The organism is Streptomyces sp. WG7, assembly GCF_049975785.1.
Classification (GTDB): Bacteria; Actinomycetota; Actinomycetes; order Streptomycetales; family Streptomycetaceae; genus Streptomyces.
The window spans coordinates 21,200-35,768 of the sequence record NZ_JBNGGE010000011.1; the positions used below are offsets into that span (position 1 = coordinate 21,200).

Below are 14,569 nucleotides of genomic sequence, written 5' to 3' on the forward strand. Positions count from 1 at the left end.
CCCGCCTCCCCAGGCGGGTATCGCTTTGTGCGGCTCCGGCGGGGGCCGGGCCGGTGACCGCCGACACGACGGGCACGGTCCTGCGGGGCACCCCGACGCTCGGCGCCCTCACCAGCGGTCAGCTGCGAAGACTCGGCGCGGTCGCCGGCCTGTCCGAGTCCGACGTCGAGACCTACGCCCAGGTCCTGACCGGCTCTCTGGGGCCGGTGGCCGAGCGACCGCTGAACCTGCCGCCGCCCACCCGCACCTTCCTGTCCGACGACCACACCCCCGTGGAGTTCTCCCTCTCCTTCCGGCCGGACGCGGCTCCCGCCCTGCGGTTGCTCCTGGAACCGGGCTGCGGCGCAGACAGCCTGGCCCGCAACGGCAGCGTCGGAGTCGAGACGATCCGGGCGATGGCACGGCGCTGGAACTTCACCACCGGCCCGCTCGACGACCTCCAGGACCTCTTCCTGCCACCCGCCCCGCACGGTCCCCTGGCCCTGTGGTGCGCCCTGGAACTGAGACCCGGCGGTGTGCCCAAGGTCAAGGTCTACCTGAACCCGGCAGCGAACGGCGCGGAACGTTCCGCCGCGACGGTGCGCGAGGCGCTGCACCGGCTGGGCCATCACAGGGCCTTCGCCACCCTGCCTCAGGGCAGCGGATACCCGTTCCTCGCCCTGGACCTGGGTGACTGGGAGGAACCCCGGGTGAAGGTCTACGTGCGCCACGACAACCTCACGGCCGGCCAGGCCGGGCGGTTGTCCCGCATGGACCCGGGCCCCGGCCCCGCGGGCATCGAGGGCTTCTTCCGCACGGCCGCGGGCCTCGGGCCCGACGCCACGGGGCTCGGCAGGCGGCCCGGCCTGTCCTGCCACTCCTTCACCGACACCGCCACCGCCCGGCCGAGCGGCTTCACCCTCCACATCCCGGTCAGGGACTACGCCCGGCACGACGGGGAGGCCCTGGAACGGGCGGCGAGGCTGCTGCGCCACCACGGCATGGACGCCTCGGCGCTCGTGCGCGCGCTCGCCGCCGTCACCGACCGGCGGCCCGAGGACGGCGTGGGGCTGATCGCCTACCTGGCGCTGGCCCACCAACAGGGCCGCCCGCCGCGGGTGACGGCCTACCTCTCCTCGGAGGCGTACGCGGTCAGGCCGCCGGTCGCGGAGGCTGTCCGCCGTCCGGTGGCGGTGCGCTGAGCGGACCGTGCGGACACCGCAGGGCTCCCGGCGGACGTACCGGGAGCCCTGGTCACGGACGTGGTGGCCGGGCACCGCCGACGGCGCCCGGTGGGGCGGCTACACGGGCAGCGACTCCCGGAACTCCGCCAGATACGGGCCCACGTCGACCTGGATCGACGCGCCCTGCGTCCGGCCGTAGCGCTGGACGATGGCGGCGAGGTAGGTGTCGATCTCCTCGCGCATCTCGTCCGCCGCGGGCAGCTCGGCATCGCCGTCGATGATCCGCGCCACCCACTGTGCCTGGGCCTCCACCAACCGGGTGATCGCGCCCACCGGCCGGACCAGTCCGACGAAGTACAGGCCCGGCCGGTCGGCCGGGACGACCCGTCGGTACAGCTCGACCGAGCCGTCCGCCGCCACCGGACAGCCGGCGGGCAGGAAGGGGAAGGTCATCTGGAAGCCGGTGCAGTACACGACCGCGTCCGCCGCCACCCGGGTGCCGTCGGTGAAGACGACTTGGCCGCCGTCGAAGGAGCCGATCGCGGGCTTCGGGGTCACGGCGCCGTGCCGGATCCGGCTGAGGATCTCGTCCGAGAGGGTCGTGGCGGAGGAGAAGAGCGGATGGTCGGGCTCGGGCAGTCCGTAGTCCGCCAGCCTGCCGCGCGCGACGTGCAGGGCCTCCTCGGCCCACTGGCGCCGCTCGGCGAAGGACATCTCGTTCCACCACGGCGCTTCGGCGATCTCGTCGAGCGACTGCCCGTACAGCTGCTTGGGCACGATGTGCAGTCCCCGGCGCACCGACAGCACGGTCTGGGCGGCATGCCGGGAGAGGTCCGCGGCGATGTCCACCGCCGAGGCGCCGAGGCCCACGACGACGACACGCTGTCCGGCGAAGTCGCGGCCGTCGCGGTAGTCGAGGGAGTGCAGGATCCTTCCGGTGAACGCGTCGGAACCCGCCGGAAGAGGGTCGGGCAGCGCGGGGTCGGTGTGGTGTCCCGACGCGACGATCACCTGCTCGAACCGCCGCGACGCCACCGCGCCGTCCGCGTCCCGGCTGACGACCGTCCACATGCCGTCCGGGTCCCGGCCCACGGACACCACCTCGGTCCGCAGCTCGACGTGGTCGCGTATGCCCGCCCAGTCCGCGAAGGAACGCAGATAGGCGGCGACCTGGCTGTGCCGGGGGTAGAGCGGGTACGAGGACGGCATCGGGAAGCCGGCGTAACCGGTCAGCTGCTTGGCGGTGTTGAGATGCAGCGACAGGTACCCGGGGCCACGCTCTCCGGCCTCCGGCTGACGCCAGATCCCGCCGACGTCGGGAGCCTTCTCCAGGCAGACGAACCCGATGCCACGCTCCTTGAGGGCGTGGGCCACCGCCAGCCCCGACAGACCTGCACCGATCACACACACACGCACGGGATTTACCCCCAGGACGTACTCAATCTCCCCCGATCATGCATTCACTGCCCATCCACACCTCCGTGCACACCAGTACGGGAGGTGAACGGACGTGTCGGTGCTCACGTTTCGTCCCTCCGCAGGCCGACGGTCACTCCCCGCGCAGATCCCTGACCCGGCGGAGCTTGCCGAGCGAGCGCTCCAGGGTCTCCGGGTCGGTGATCTCCACCTCCACGGTGACGCCCACGCCGTCCTTGACGCCCCGTCCGATCGCCTCGGCGGCGGCCTCGCGCTGCTCGGGACCCGCGTCGGGGCGGGCCTCCACCCGTACGGTCATGTGGTCCATGCGGCCGCGCTCGGTGAGCCGGATCTGGAAGTGCGGGGTGACGCCGGGCGTGCGCAGCACGATCTCCTCGATCTGCGTCGGGAAGACGTTCACCCCGCGCAGGATGATCATGTCGTCGCAGCGGCCGGTGACCTTCCGCATCCGGCGGAAGGCGGGCCGTGCGGTGCCCGGCAGCAGCCGGGACAGGTCGCGCGTGCGGTACCGGATCACCGGGAGCGCCTCCTTGGTGAGCGAGGTGAAGACCACCTCACCCTCCTCGCCCTCGGGCAGCACGGCGTCCGTGAGCGGGTCGACCACCTCCGGGTAGAAGTGGTCCTCCCACACGTGCAGCCCGTCCTTGGTCTCGACGCACTCCTGTGCCACGCCGGGGCCGATCACCTCGGACAGCCCGTATATGTCGACGGCGTGGATGTCCATCCGCTCCTCGATCTCGCGGCGCATCTCCTCGGTCCACGGCTCGGCACCGAAGATGCCGACCTCGAGGGAGGTGGTGCGCGGATCGACGCCCTGCCGCTCGAACTCGTCGAGCAGGGTGAGCATGTAGGAGGGGGTGACCATGATGATCTCGGGCCGGAAGTCCTGGATGATCTGCACCTGCCGCGCCGTCATGCCGCCGGAGGCCGGGATCACCGTGCACCCGGCGCGCTCGGCGCCGTAGTGGGCACCGAGGCCGCCGGTGAACAGGCCGTAGCCGTAGGAGATGTGCACCTTGTGCCCGGGACGGCCGCCGGCGGCCCGGATCGAACGGGCGACGACGTCCGCCCACATCGACAGGTCGTTGTCCGTGTAACCGACGACGGTGGCACGGCCGGTGGTACCGCTGGAGGCGTGCACGCGCCGCACGTCGGCCATCGGGACGGCGAACATGCCGAAGGGGTAGGTGTCCCGCAGGTCGGCCTTGGTGGTGAAGGGGAACCGGGCCAGGTCCGTGAGGCTGCGGCAGTCGTCGGGCGTCACCCCGGCGGCGTCGAACTTCTTCCGGTACAGCTCCACGTTCTCGTAGGCGTGCCGGAGGGTGGTGCGCAGCCGGTCGAGCTGCAGCTCCCGGAGCCGCTCCCGGGACAGCCGCTCGGCGTCGTCCAGCAGGTCGTGGGGGAGGGGCTCTCCCCGGCGGGGAGCCGGGGCCGCCCCGGTCGTCGGCTCGCTGCTCATCGCGACTCCTTCGTCGTCGTGCCCGGCGTCTCGCGCGCCGTAGTGTCCCGCATGCTGCGGCTGCGTCCGCGGAACTCCGCGATCACCTCTCCGGCGCGCCGCACGGTCACGTCGTAGACGCCGCTGCGGCCGAACCGGGCGCGCTCCTCGGCACGCGCCACGAGCACGTCGCCCTCACGGGCCGGCGCGACGAACACGATGTCGGCGCCCGCCGCCACGGTCACCGGGCCGTGGCTGTTGCACGCGCAGGCGAAGGCGGTGTCGGCGAGGAGGAACAGGTAGCCGCCGTGGGCGATCCTGTGTCCGTTCACCATCGCCGGGGTCACGGTCATGCGGAGTACGGCGCTTCCCTCCCCGTGTTCGACCAGCTCGATGCCCAGCCGCCGGGACGCCTCGTCCGCGCGGAACATCACCTCCGTGGGCGACGGCTCAGCGGCCCGCGACACCTGTCCCACCACGTGGTTCCACCACCTTGTCTCCCGACCGACCATTCGGTTCGCACATGGCAGGGCCCAGTAATCCAGCGGTGTGTCCGCCCTGTCAAGAGTGTGGCCGGCGTGAGTCCCGGGTCTTGCCCGGCACCGGGAAACGCGTCACACTGATACCGAACGAATGGTCGGTTGGGAAGCTGGTGACGATGACCACGACACACGCCGCCGAGGCACCGCCCCCGGACGGGTTGCAGGAGCAGTTCGACGCGACGATCGCGCACGACCAGCGCGTCGAACCGCGCGACTGGATGCCGGACGGCTACCGGAAGACGCTGATCCGGCAGATCGCCCAGCACGCGCACTCGGAGATCATCGGCATGCAGCCGGAGGGCGAGTGGATCACCCGGGCGCCGTCGCTGCGCCGCAAGGCGATCCTGTTCGCCAAGGTCCAGGACGAGGCCGGGCACGGGCTGTATCTGTACTCGGCGGCCGAGACGCTCGGCGCGGACCGCGACGACCTCACCGAGCGGCTCATCGAGGGACGCCAGAAGTACTCGTCGATCTTCAACTACCCGACGCTGAGCTTCGCCGACGTCGGCGTGATCGGCTGGTTCGTGGACGGCGCGGCGATCTGCAACCAGGTGCCGCTGTGCCGCAGCTCGTACGGGCCGTACGCGCGCGCGATGGTGCGCATCTGCAAGGAGGAGTCCTTCCACCAGCGGCAGGGCTACGAGCTGCTGATGACGATGATGCGCGGCACCGACGCCCAGCGCGAGATGGTCCAGGACGCGGTGGACCGCTGGTGGTGGCCGTCCCTGATGATGTTCGGCCCGCCCGACGACGCCTCGCCCAACTCGGCGCGGTCGATGGCCTGGAAGATCAAGCGGCACAGCAACGACGAACTGCGCCGCCGCTTCGTCGACATGACCGTCCCGCAGGCGGAGAAGCTCGGCGTCACCCTGCCCGACCCGGAGCTGCGCTGGAACGAGGAGACCGGCCACCACGACTTCGGCACCCCGGACTGGGACGAGCTGATGCGCGTCATCAAGGGCGACGGCCCGTGCAACGAGCAGCGGATCCGGCGGCGGCGGACCGCCCACGAGGAGGGCGCCTGGGTGCGCGAGGCGGCCACCGCCCACGCGGCCAAACAGGCGGCCCGCGCGGAGAAGGGAGCGGCGGCATGACCTCCGGGAAGCAGGGCTGGCCGCTGTACGAGGTCTTCGTACGCGGCAAGCGCGGCCTCAACCACGTCCACGTCGGCTCGCTGCACGCCGCCGACGACACGATGGCCCTCACCCACGCCCGCGACCTCTACACGCGGCGCAACGAGGGCGTGAGCATCTGGGTCGTGCGCTCCGAGCACATAGCCGCCTCCACCCGCGACGAGAAGGACCCCTTCTTCGCCCCCAGCGCCGACAAGGTCTACCGCCACCCGACCTTCTACGACATCCCCGACGACGTCCCCCACATCTAGGAGCAGGGCATGAGTGACGACCACGTCTACCTGAGCCTGGCCGAGGGGCACGAGGACGACACCCGCTGGGCGTACGGCACCGGCTTCGAGGACCCGCTGCACGGCGTCGACACCGCCGTGCCCGAGGGCGTCGACGCCGGTGAACTGGCCGCGGACTGCGTGGCCCTCGCCGACGACGCCCTGGTCAGCGCGCAGCGGCTCGCCGAATGGGTCACCCGCGCGCCCGAGCTGGAGGAGGAGGTGGCGCTGGCCAACATCGGCCTGGACCTCCTCGGCCAGGCCCGCCTGCTCTACTCGCGCGCCGGCCAGGCCGACGGCACCGGCCGCGACGAGGACGCCTACGCCTACTTCCGGGATGCCGGCGACTTCCGCAACGTGACCCTGGCCGAACTGCCCGGCGGCGACTTCGCCTTCGCGATCGTGCGGCTGCTGGTGCTCTCCAGCTGGCGCCTGGCCCACTTCCAGCGGCTGGTGACCCACCCCGACCCGGTCCTGTCCGCGGTCGCCGCGAAGGGCGTCAAGGAGCTGACGTACCACCGGCAGTACGCCGCCGAGTGGGCCGTGCGGCTGGGCGACGGCACGGACGAGTCGCACCGCAGGACGCGGGCGGCGCTGGACCAGGTCGCTCCGTACCTCGGCGAACTGCACACGGCGTACGACGCACGGGACGAGGTCGCCGACGACCTGCGCCAGGTCACCGAGGCGGCCGGACTGACCCTGCCGGTGTACCGGCCCCTGCCCGGCTCCGGCCGTACCGGCGAGCACACCCCGCATCTGGCGCCGCTCCTCGCGGAGTTGCAGGGCGTCGCCCGCGCCCACCCGGAGGCGACATGGTGACCGGTGGCCTCGCACCTCTGGACGCCCGCCGCGCGCGGCACGTCGCCGAGCAGGTGCCCGACCCCGAGCTGCCCATGCTGACCCTCGCCGACCTCGGTGTGCTGCGCGGCGTCGAGGTGACCGGGGACGGCACCGTGGTCGCGAGCCTCACTCCCACGTACTCCGGGTGCCCGGCCATGGCCGAGATGCGGGCGGACGTCGCCGCCCGGCTGCGGGACGCGGGGTTCGCGCGCGTGGAGATCCGTACGGTCCTGGATCCGCCCTGGACCAGCGACTGGATCACCGGGGCCGGCCGCCGCAAGCTCGCCGAGCACGGCATCGCCCCGCCCGGCGCCGCCCCCCGCGGCCCGGTCGCCCTCGTCCTGTCGCCCACCCGGCCCGCGGTGCCCTGTCCCCGGTGCGGCTCGGCGGACACCGAGGAGACCTCCCGCTTCGCCGCCACGTCCTGCAAGGCGCTGTGGCGCTGCCGGTCCTGCCGCGAGCCGTTCGAGTACGTCAAGGAGATCTGATGGCCCCGACCGCCCCCGCCTCGGCGACCGCGTCCGGCTCGGCGACCGCGTCCGGCTCGGCGACCGCGTCCGGTTCGGCGTCGCCGGCGCGCGCCCGCCGCCGTCCCGCCTTCCACCGCCTGCGCGTCGCCGCCGTCCAGCGGCTGTGCGCGGACGCGGCGGCCGTGAGCTTCGAGATCCCGGACGAACTGGCCGAGGAGTTCGCCTTCGCGCCCGGCCAGTCGCTCACCCTGCGGCGTGAGGTGGACGGCCGGGACGAGCGCCGTTCGTACTCGATCTGCGCGCCGGCCGGCTCGACGCCGCGCATCGGGGTGCGGGTGGTGCCGGGCGGCCTGTTCTCGGCGTGGCTGGTGAGCGAGGTGCGTCCGGGCGACACCGTCGAGGTGATGGCCCCCACCGGCCGCTTCACACCCGACCTGAGCACCCCGGGCCACCACGTGCTGATCGCGGCCGGCTCGGGCATCACGCCCATGGTGTCCATCGCCGAGTCGGTGCTGGCCGCCGACGACCGCTCGGCCGTCACCCTCTTCTACGGCAACCGCCGCACCGACACGGTGATGTTCGCCGACGAACTGGCCGACCTGAAGGACCTCCACCCGAGCCGCTTCCACCTGGCTCACGTGCTCTCCCGGGAACCCCGCGAGGCGGAGGTGCTCTCCGGCCGCCTGGACGCCGGACGGCTGGCGACGCTCGTCGACTCCCTGGTGGACGTGGAGAGCGCGGACCACTGGTGGCTGTGCGGCCCGCAGGGCATGGTCGCCGACGCCCAGCAGGTCCTGACCGGCCTCGGCGTCCCGGCGGACCGGGTCCACCGGGAACTGTTCCACGCCGACGACGAGCCCGTGCGGGAGGTCCGTCACGAGGAGGCCGGCCCGCGGGGACCCGTCAGCGAGGTCACCGTCGTCATGGACGGCCGCGCCACGACCTCCGCCCTCTCCCGGGAGCGGCCGGTCCTCGACGGCGCCCAGCAGACCCGCCCCGACCTGCCGTTCGCCTGCAAGGGCGGCGTATGCGGCACCTGCCGGGCCCTGGTCACGGACGGCAGCGTCGACATGCGCCGCAACTACGCGCTGGAAAAGGCCGAGGTCGACGCCGGCTACGTCCTGACCTGCCAGTCGTACCCGGTCTCCGAGAAGCTGACCGTGGACTACGACAGTTGAGCGGACGTCACCCTCTTGTGCCTCGGGTTCGGGCGGGGCCGGCACGGCCATCGCCGCGTCCTGCGGTGCCGTCGACACGGGGGACACGGGGGACACGGGGAGGGCACGGGGAACGGCGGCGTTCGTTCCTACGAGCCCGGTCTCCGCCCCGCGCCGTACGCCTCCGGGAAGGGCCGCGTCCGGGCGGACTCGGCCGCCCGTCACGGCCGCCGTGCGGGAGCGGGCCCGGAACCCGGTCGAGGGTGTGAGGACCGCGCCGTAAGAGGCTCTGGTCAGCCGTCCTCCGACAGCACCGCCCGGATCACGTGCCGGGCGTTGCCGGCCATCGCGGCATTGGTCTCCCGGTAGTACGGCAACGCGATCAGTGCCTGCGACAGGGTCCGCCCCCGGCCGCGTCTCCACGTCGCCTCGTCCACACCGAGCGCCTCGCGGAAGACCGTCCTCGCACCGGCCGGCAGCAGATTCCACGCCGGGAAGAGATCGCAGGCCGGGTCGCCCACTCCCATGCACCCGAAGTCGATCACCGAGGACAGTCTGCCGCCGTCCACCAGCAGATTGCCCGGCATCAGGTCGGCGTGCAGCCAGACCGGTGGTCCGTCCCACGCCGGTGCCCGCAGCGCGTCGTCCCACACGGCGGTCAGGGCGTCGCAGTCGAAGCCTTCCTCGGGGAGAGCGCGCAGTTCCCCGATCGCGGCCCGCGTCGGCTCGTCGAGCGTGGCGAGCGGGCCGCCGCGATGGGCCCACGGGGCGCCCGGCAGGGCGACGCGCCGCATCGCCGCCACGAACCCGGCCAGGTCCCCGGCCAGCAGCGCGGGTTCGTCCAGTGCCCCGGCCTCGGGAATCTCCCCGGGCAGCCACCGGTACACCGACCACGGCCACGGATACCCTTCGGCCGGTTCGCCGTCCCCGAGCACCTCGGGGACGGCGGCGGGCAGAAGGGGCGCCAGGCGGGGCAACCACTTCCGCTCCGCCAGCACGTCCCCGGCACCGCCCTCGACCAACGGCAGCCGTACGACCATGTCGTCGCCCAGCCGGTACATCGCGTTGACCGTGCCACCGGACGGGAAGCGCTCGACGGGCAGGCCCGTCCACTGCGGGAACCGTCCCTCGACCAGCCGCCGTACGAGACGGACGTCGAGAGGGTACCGGCCCGGATGCGTCTGCTGCCCTGAACTCATGGACCCCATCCGAGCCTTCGACGCCGACGGCCGTCAAACGCTTTCCCGTCCGTGAGTTCCCGTCCGCGAGCGGACGGGATCAGACGCCGAACTCCGAGGGCGGCACGCCGAGCGCGGTGCAGGCCTCGCGGATCGCGTACTGCTCGGAGGGCTCGAAGACGCCGTCGGCCCCGGCGATGACCATGCCGGTCTGGATGACCGCGCGGGCCTCCGCGGGCTTCTTGGCAGCCTTGGCGATCACCTGCAGGGCCTCGCTCTTGCCCAGCTCGAAGTTGCCGACGAGCCGGTCCACATGCTGGTTGAACCGCTGGCGGAGCTGGTCCGCCGGGAAGTTCTGCAGGACCTCGTTGGAGACGATCAGCTCCTCCACGCGCTGCCGCTCCGCCGGCTCCACCTGCCCGTCGGCCGCGGCGACCAGGGCGCACATGGCCATGCTGGCGTCCCGGTAGGCGCCGCTCTTGAGCTCGGTCTTGACCGATGCGAGCTGGGTCTTGAACATCCCGATCAGCTGGGCCTTGGAGCCGCCGGAGGACGAGCCCGGCCGGCCGGAACCCTGAGGGCCCTGGTAGCCCTGATGCCCCTGCGGTCCCTGCCCGGGTCCGCTCGCTCCCCGAGTGCCCTGGGACTGCTGGAAGGTCTTGGCCTGGTCCTTGATCTTGTCCCACATCGCCACTCGTGCCACCTCGGCTTCTGTTGCTGCTGCGTATCCGTCTTGGTCCTCGGCCGCGATTTCTCGCGGCTATCAGGATGAACGCACCCGGGGGCCACGTGGTTCCCGAAAGGCAAAGACCAGGCAAAGTGTCTCACGGTGGCGTAGTGGGCGGTGCGGCCAGGAGTTGACGGTCGGTCGGCTGGACGAGCGAGCGAGACCTGTGGCCCGGCTGAACGCGTCGTCGGCCGCTGCCGGGTCCTGCGCGCCGCTCCCCGCACTCCGCGCTTCCCGCTCCCCCCGCGCCGGGGACGCTGAACCGTGCCCCGCCCGTCAGGGGCCGAAGCTGCGACGGGAGGCCTCGATGTGGCCCAGGTACCGGTGGGTCCAGTCGCACATGTGGTGTGTCGTCTCCCGCAGTCCCTGACCCGGTTCCGTGAGGGTGTACTCGACGCGCGGCGGCACGGTGGGATGCACGCACCGCTCCACCAGCCCGTTGCGCTCCAGCATGCGCAGATTCTGCGTGAGCATCTTGTGGCTGATGCCCTCGATCTCGTTGCGCAACTCGCTGAAGCGCAGGGTGCGGTCACCCAGCGCCTCGATGATCAGAAGTGCCCATTTGTTGGCGATGTCCGAGAAGATCTCCCGCGCCAGGGAGTCCGCGCGTGTCAGGTCCGCGTCGTCGGGCGAGCCGGTGAACTGCTTGGTCACCATCGGGTTCCCCAGTCACTGAAAAGTGCGTTCTTCCATGTCAGTGGCCACTCTCCTACGGTTCCCGAGTAACCACAAGAGACCGCAAGGGCAAGGAGACAGAAGTCATGGCCATCACCCTGGTGAACCCCGCCGGACTGCCGGAGATCGACGTCTACCGGCAGGTGTCGATCGCCTCCGGATCGAAACTGGTCTTCATCGCGGGGCAGGTCGCCTGGGACGCCGACGGGACCACGGTCGGCGAAGGCGATCTCGCGGCACAGGCCGAGCAGTGCTACGTCAACGTCGGCATCGCCCTGGCCGAGGCCGGCGCCTCCTTCGACGACGTGGCGAAGATGAACGTCCACGTCGTCGACTGGACCCCCGACAAGATGCCCCAACTGCTGGAGGGCATCGCCCGGGGGAAGGCGAAGCTCGGGGTCACCGCGGCACCGCCAGCCACCCTGCTCGGCGTCGCGGCGCTGGACGTGCCCGAGCATCTGATCGAGGTCGAGGTCACCGCGGTCATCGACTGAACAGCCGTTCCGCGGCCCGACCGCCCTCTCCTCCCGTCGGCTCGGCACTGGGCCGGCAGGGGAGAGGGCGGCCGACCCGACAGAAGCGAGCGGCCGAACGCGTGCTCCGTCTGCTCGGGTCGTCCCCGGTCCGCCGTCCGCGACTTCGAGCACGGCGCGACCGTCCGTCGCACCGCCCCCGGTCCTGACCGCGGTCCTGACCGCGGTCTCCTGACGGACCGGGCCGACCGGTTCCCGTGAGCCGCTGGGAGACCCGCCCGCCCGGCTCTGCTCGCCCGGGCCCCGGACGTGGCTTGTTTGCGTGTCCGCGCTCGGGACAGGCGACTGCTGGGCGCCGCCGGCCGGTGGCGCCGACCGCGCAGGCGATCGTATGGAGGCCAGTAATGGTGGAGAGGAAGGGAACGGGCGACGGACCGCTCGACCGTCCGGCGATGCCCCAGGAGGAGGCGGAGTTCTCTCCGCCCTACCGGTTCCAGCGCCAGCAGCGCCCCGGCCTGGAAGAGCGGATGGAAGTGCGCCCGCGCTACCTCGCCGCCAACTACCGGGGCTCCGGGAAGCTCGCCGGAAAGGTCGCGCTGATCACCGGGGGCGACTCCGGGATCGGCCGTTCGGTCGCCGTGCTCTACGCCCGCGAAGGGGCCGACGTCGCCATCGTTTACCTGCCCGAGGAGCAGAGCGACGCCGACGAGACCAGGGAAGCGGTCGAGAAGGAGGGCCGCGCCTGCCTGCTGCTGCCGGGCGACCTGTGCGAGCCGGCCTTCTGCGCGGACGCCGTCGAACGCACCGTCGCGGAGCTGGGCGGCCTGAACGTCCTGGTCAGCAACGCCGCCTTCCTCAACAGCCAGAACAGCCTCTCCGACCTGACCGCCGAGGACTTCGACCGGGTCTTCAAGACGAACGTCTACGCCTACTTCCACCTGGTGATGGCGGCCCTGCCGCACCTCTCCCACGGCGACGCCGTCATCGCCACCGCGTCCGAGGAGGCGCTCAAGGGCAGCGAGATGATGATGGACTACGCCGCCTCGAAGGCAGCTCTGGTCGTCTTCACCAAGTCCATCGCCCCCCACCTCGCCGAGCGCGGCATCCGCGCCAACATCGTCTCCCCGGGGCCGACCTGGACGGTGCTCAACCTGGCGGGGCAGCGGTTCCCCGACGACTATCTGACCAACCTGGGCAGCTCTTCCCCCATGGGGCGGGTCGCCCAGCCGGAGGAGGTGGCTCCCGCGTACGTGTACCTGGCCTCCGACGCGGACTCCAGTTTCACCGTCGGCGAGGTCATCGCCGTCACCGGCGGTCTGACGGACACCCGCTGACACGGTGGCAGGCACGCGTGGGCCGCGGGGTTCTTCCCCGAACGGGCCCGGCGGCCCGCCCCCACCGGCGCCGTGACATCTCTGCCACGGCCGGTCCGGTCCCTTGCGGAAGAAGTACGCCGAGACGTCCGGCGGGCGGACGACCGCCGGTCCCTACCGCGGCCCCGTGCGGGTCCGGCCCCCGTCCCGAGCGCCGGCACGATGGCGGCATCCCGCGTCGTGCTGTGCGCCCAGAGACGTCCACCACCGCTCGCAGCAGCCGACGCGGAGGGGGACGCGGGCGGCAGCGGGGCGGGTGCACTCCGGGCCGTGCCCCGCGCCGTCGGAGCGCTGCCAGAACGCGCAGCACACGGGGAGATCGGTACTGAGCGGCCGCCGGCGGCGCGGGCGTGCCAGCCGCTCGGCGCGCTGCGCCCGCGCGACCAGCAGCCGGTGCCCGGCCCGGGCGCGGGCCGCGCACCACGCGAACACGGCGGCGGCGTACAGGCCGGGGAGGGCGAGCCAGGGGTGGTGGGTGGCCGCGTATCCGGCGGCGGCAAGGAGCAGGGCGGCGGCGGCACGGCACGCGCGGGCGGTCCGCAGGCTCGGCGTCACAGGGAACTCCCGTTGGTCGGCGACGGAGAGGGCCTCGGGACCTCCGTATGCCCGCGGTTCGCCGCCCTACGTGCCCGGATCGACACCGGCATCGGCAAGAGGACGGACCGTGGACAGCGCGGCCGGCGGAAAACCCGTTGCGGTCACCCCGCGGCGCACACGACCCTGCCCCCATGTCCCCTGCTGCCCTGCGGTCGGCCACCCTCGCCGACGCCCCCGCCATCACCGACCTCCTCAACGAGATCGACCGGATCGAGATCGGCCGGCCCGAGACCGACCAGCACACCGTCGAAGCCGACCTGAAGAACCCTCGGACGGATCTGGCGCGGGATTCGTGGCTGGCCTTCGACGACGGCCGGCTGGTGGCGTACGGGCTGCTGTGGGACGAGTCGGGAGGAGAGCGCATCGACATCGACCACTACGTGCTCCCCGACCACCAGCGGACCGGACTGCTCATGCTGGCGGCCATGGAGGCCCGCGCCCTGGCCGTGGCACGGGCCAACGGAGCCGCGCGGGCCGTCGTCCACCTGCACCTCGCCGCCCGGCCCACGACCGACACCGAACTCCTCGAGGCGCGGGGCTGGAGCGTCGTACGGCGTCATCAGGTACTGCGCCGAGCGGTGGACCCGGCGAGCGACCTCCCGCCCGACGTCCCGGCGGGAGTGCGGATACGGGCCTGCGCCACGGAGGCCGACCGGATCCGGGTGTACGAGCTGTACCAGCAGGCGTTCGCGGACCACTTCGACTTCCAGCCGCGCGACTACCGGCTCTGGCTGAACGACATTCACGCCGAGGGGCTGGACTGGTCCCTGGTCTGGATCGCCGGCACCGAAGACCTGGGCGACGCCGGGTTCCTGCTGGCCCGGGACGACCGCGAGGCCATGGGCTGGATCCGCAGCATCGGTGTCCTGCGCGAGGCCCGAGGCCGCGGCCTGGGCGCGTTCCTGCTCCGGCACGCCTTCGCCCACTTCGCCGCTCGGGGCCGGGACACGGTGGGCCTCGGTGTCGACACCGAGAACGCGACGGGCGCCCCGCGGCTGTACGGCCGCCACGGCATGACGGTCCACTACGCCGTCGACACCTGGGAGGCCGTGATCGGCTGACGGCCGCCGAACGCGTCCGTCCGCCGACACCGACGA

The 14,569-nt window shown here is 72.4% G+C and carries 16 protein-coding genes; 9 read left to right on the forward strand and 7 right to left on the reverse strand.

The window, feature by feature from the left end; genetic code table 11:
- Positions 1-53: 53 nt before the first annotated feature.
- On the forward strand, positions 54-1,181 hold the full coding sequence (locus ACP4J0_RS14115; protein ID WP_426599012.1) for a tryptophan dimethylallyltransferase family protein: 1,128 nt from the start codon (positions 54-56) through the stop codon (positions 1,179-1,181).
- A 99-nt stretch (positions 1,182-1,280) separates the two neighbouring features.
- On the opposite strand, the gene ACP4J0_RS14120 is transcribed toward ACP4J0_RS14115, so the two are convergent.
- From ACP4J0_RS14120 to paaI, 3 genes are all read right to left on the reverse strand, one after another.
- A complete protein-coding gene (locus ACP4J0_RS14120) occupies positions 1,281-2,579 on the reverse strand; it encodes a flavin-containing monooxygenase (protein WP_426599013.1) in 1,299 nt (432 codons plus the stop codon).
- Positions 2,580-2,712: 133 nt separating this feature from the next.
- On the reverse strand, positions 2,713-4,059 hold the full coding sequence (paaK, locus tag ACP4J0_RS14125) for a phenylacetate--CoA ligase PaaK (protein ID WP_426599014.1): 1,347 nt from the start codon (positions 4,057-4,059) through the stop codon (positions 2,713-2,715).
- The gene (paaI, locus tag ACP4J0_RS14130) at positions 4,056-4,469 is read right to left on the reverse strand and encodes a hydroxyphenylacetyl-CoA thioesterase PaaI (protein WP_426599155.1); all 414 of its coding nucleotides are present in this window, start codon (positions 4,467-4,469) and stop codon (positions 4,056-4,058) included. The genes paaK and paaI overlap by 4 nt, the downstream gene beginning before the upstream one ends.
- A gap of 227 nt (positions 4,470-4,696) precedes the next feature.
- On the opposite strand from paaI, the gene paaA reads away from it, so the two are divergent.
- The 5 genes from paaA to paaE are packed head-to-tail and all read left to right on the forward strand — an operon-like array spanning position 4,697 to position 8,470.
- Positions 4,697-5,674, forward strand: a complete 978-nt coding sequence (gene paaA / locus ACP4J0_RS14135; protein ID WP_426599015.1) for a 1,2-phenylacetyl-CoA epoxidase subunit PaaA — start codon at positions 4,697-4,699, stop codon at positions 5,672-5,674.
- The gene (paaB, locus tag ACP4J0_RS14140) at positions 5,671-5,964 is read left to right on the forward strand and encodes a 1,2-phenylacetyl-CoA epoxidase subunit PaaB (protein ID WP_426520136.1); all 294 of its coding nucleotides are present in this window, start codon (positions 5,671-5,673) and stop codon (positions 5,962-5,964) included. The genes paaA and paaB overlap by 4 nt, the downstream gene beginning before the upstream one ends.
- Positions 5,965-5,973: 9 nt before the next feature.
- The gene (gene paaC / locus ACP4J0_RS14145) at positions 5,974-6,801 is read left to right on the forward strand and encodes a 1,2-phenylacetyl-CoA epoxidase subunit PaaC (RefSeq protein WP_426599016.1); all 828 of its coding nucleotides are present in this window, start codon (positions 5,974-5,976) and stop codon (positions 6,799-6,801) included.
- Positions 6,795-7,310 (forward strand): 1,2-phenylacetyl-CoA epoxidase subunit PaaD, encoded by a 516-nt coding sequence (gene paaD, locus ACP4J0_RS14150; RefSeq protein WP_426599017.1) that lies wholly within the window; start codon positions 6,795-6,797, stop codon positions 7,308-7,310. The genes paaC and paaD overlap by 7 nt, the downstream gene beginning before the upstream one ends.
- On the forward strand, positions 7,310-8,470 hold the full coding sequence (gene paaE, locus ACP4J0_RS14155; RefSeq protein WP_426599018.1) for a 1,2-phenylacetyl-CoA epoxidase subunit PaaE: 1,161 nt from the start codon (positions 7,310-7,312) through the stop codon (positions 8,468-8,470). Before paaD ends, paaE begins: the two co-directional genes overlap by 1 nt.
- A gap of 272 nt (positions 8,471-8,742) precedes the next feature.
- Here the strand turns inward: paaE and ACP4J0_RS14160 are convergent, their stop codons facing one another.
- The 3 genes from ACP4J0_RS14160 to ACP4J0_RS14170 form a co-directional block, all read right to left on the reverse strand.
- Positions 8,743-9,648 carry an aminoglycoside phosphotransferase family protein gene (locus tag ACP4J0_RS14160; protein ID WP_426599019.1) on the reverse strand — a complete coding sequence of 302 codons (906 nt, stop codon included), beginning with the start codon at positions 9,646-9,648 and terminating at the stop codon, positions 8,743-8,745.
- Positions 9,649-9,727: 79 nt separating this feature from the next.
- Positions 9,728-10,321: a tellurite resistance TerB family protein gene (locus ACP4J0_RS14165; RefSeq protein WP_426599156.1), complete on the reverse strand. Its 594-nt coding sequence runs from the start codon at positions 10,319-10,321 to the stop codon at positions 9,728-9,730.
- A 309-nt stretch (positions 10,322-10,630) separates the two neighbouring features.
- Positions 10,631-11,011 (reverse strand): winged helix-turn-helix transcriptional regulator, encoded by a 381-nt coding sequence (locus tag ACP4J0_RS14170; protein WP_426599020.1) that lies wholly within the window; start codon positions 11,009-11,011, stop codon positions 10,631-10,633.
- Positions 11,012-11,115: 104 nt separating this feature from the next.
- Between ACP4J0_RS14170 and ACP4J0_RS14175 the strand changes: the two genes are divergently transcribed.
- The gene (locus ACP4J0_RS14175; RefSeq protein ID WP_426599021.1) at positions 11,116-11,523 is read left to right on the forward strand and encodes a RidA family protein; all 408 of its coding nucleotides are present in this window, start codon (positions 11,116-11,118) and stop codon (positions 11,521-11,523) included.
- 431 nt (positions 11,524-11,954) lie between these two features.
- Positions 11,955-12,836: an SDR family oxidoreductase gene (locus ACP4J0_RS14180; RefSeq protein ID WP_426599157.1), complete on the forward strand. Its 882-nt coding sequence runs from the start codon at positions 11,955-11,957 to the stop codon at positions 12,834-12,836.
- A 153-nt stretch (positions 12,837-12,989) separates the two neighbouring features.
- On the opposite strand, the gene ACP4J0_RS14185 is transcribed toward ACP4J0_RS14180, so the two are convergent.
- The gene (locus tag ACP4J0_RS14185) at positions 12,990-13,430 is read right to left on the reverse strand and encodes a hypothetical protein (RefSeq protein WP_426599022.1); all 441 of its coding nucleotides are present in this window, start codon (positions 13,428-13,430) and stop codon (positions 12,990-12,992) included.
- A gap of 173 nt (positions 13,431-13,603) precedes the next feature.
- On the opposite strand from ACP4J0_RS14185, the gene ACP4J0_RS14190 reads away from it, so the two are divergent.
- Positions 13,604-14,533 (forward strand): GNAT family N-acetyltransferase, encoded by a 930-nt coding sequence (locus tag ACP4J0_RS14190; protein ID WP_426599023.1) that lies wholly within the window; start codon positions 13,604-13,606, stop codon positions 14,531-14,533.
- The last annotated feature ends 36 nt before the right edge of the window (positions 14,534-14,569 follow it).

Bases quoted from the DNA above. Each gene is read 5' to 3' on its own strand.
- ACP4J0_RS14160 (WP_426599019.1), bottom strand. From the start codon at position 9,648: ATGAGTTCAGGGCAGCAGACGCATCCGGGCCGGTACCCTCTCGACGTC.
- ACP4J0_RS14190 (WP_426599023.1), top strand. From the start codon at position 13,604: ATGTCCCCTGCTGCCCTGCGGTCGGCCACCCTCGCCGACGCCCCCGCC.
- paaE (WP_426599018.1), top strand. From the start codon at position 7,310: ATGGCCCCGACCGCCCCCGCCTCGGCGACCGCGTCCGGCTCGGCGACC.
- paaI (WP_426599155.1), bottom strand. From the start codon at position 4,469: ATGTTCCGCGCGGACGAGGCGTCCCGGCGGCTGGGCATCGAGCTGGTC.
- ACP4J0_RS14170 (WP_426599020.1), bottom strand. From the start codon at position 11,011: ATGGTGACCAAGCAGTTCACCGGCTCGCCCGACGACGCGGACCTGACA.
- paaC (WP_426599016.1), top strand. From the start codon at position 5,974: ATGAGTGACGACCACGTCTACCTGAGCCTGGCCGAGGGGCACGAGGAC.
- ACP4J0_RS14180 (WP_426599157.1), top strand. From the start codon at position 11,955: ATGCCCCAGGAGGAGGCGGAGTTCTCTCCGCCCTACCGGTTCCAGCGC.
- paaK (WP_426599014.1), bottom strand. From the start codon at position 4,059: ATGAGCAGCGAGCCGACGACCGGGGCGGCCCCGGCTCCCCGCCGGGGA.
- paaB (WP_426520136.1), top strand. From the start codon at position 5,671: ATGACCTCCGGGAAGCAGGGCTGGCCGCTGTACGAGGTCTTCGTACGC.
- paaA (WP_426599015.1), top strand. From the start codon at position 4,697: ATGACCACGACACACGCCGCCGAGGCACCGCCCCCGGACGGGTTGCAG.
- paaD (WP_426599017.1), top strand. From the start codon at position 6,795: ATGGTGACCGGTGGCCTCGCACCTCTGGACGCCCGCCGCGCGCGGCAC.
- ACP4J0_RS14175 (WP_426599021.1), top strand. From the start codon at position 11,116: ATGGCCATCACCCTGGTGAACCCCGCCGGACTGCCGGAGATCGACGTC.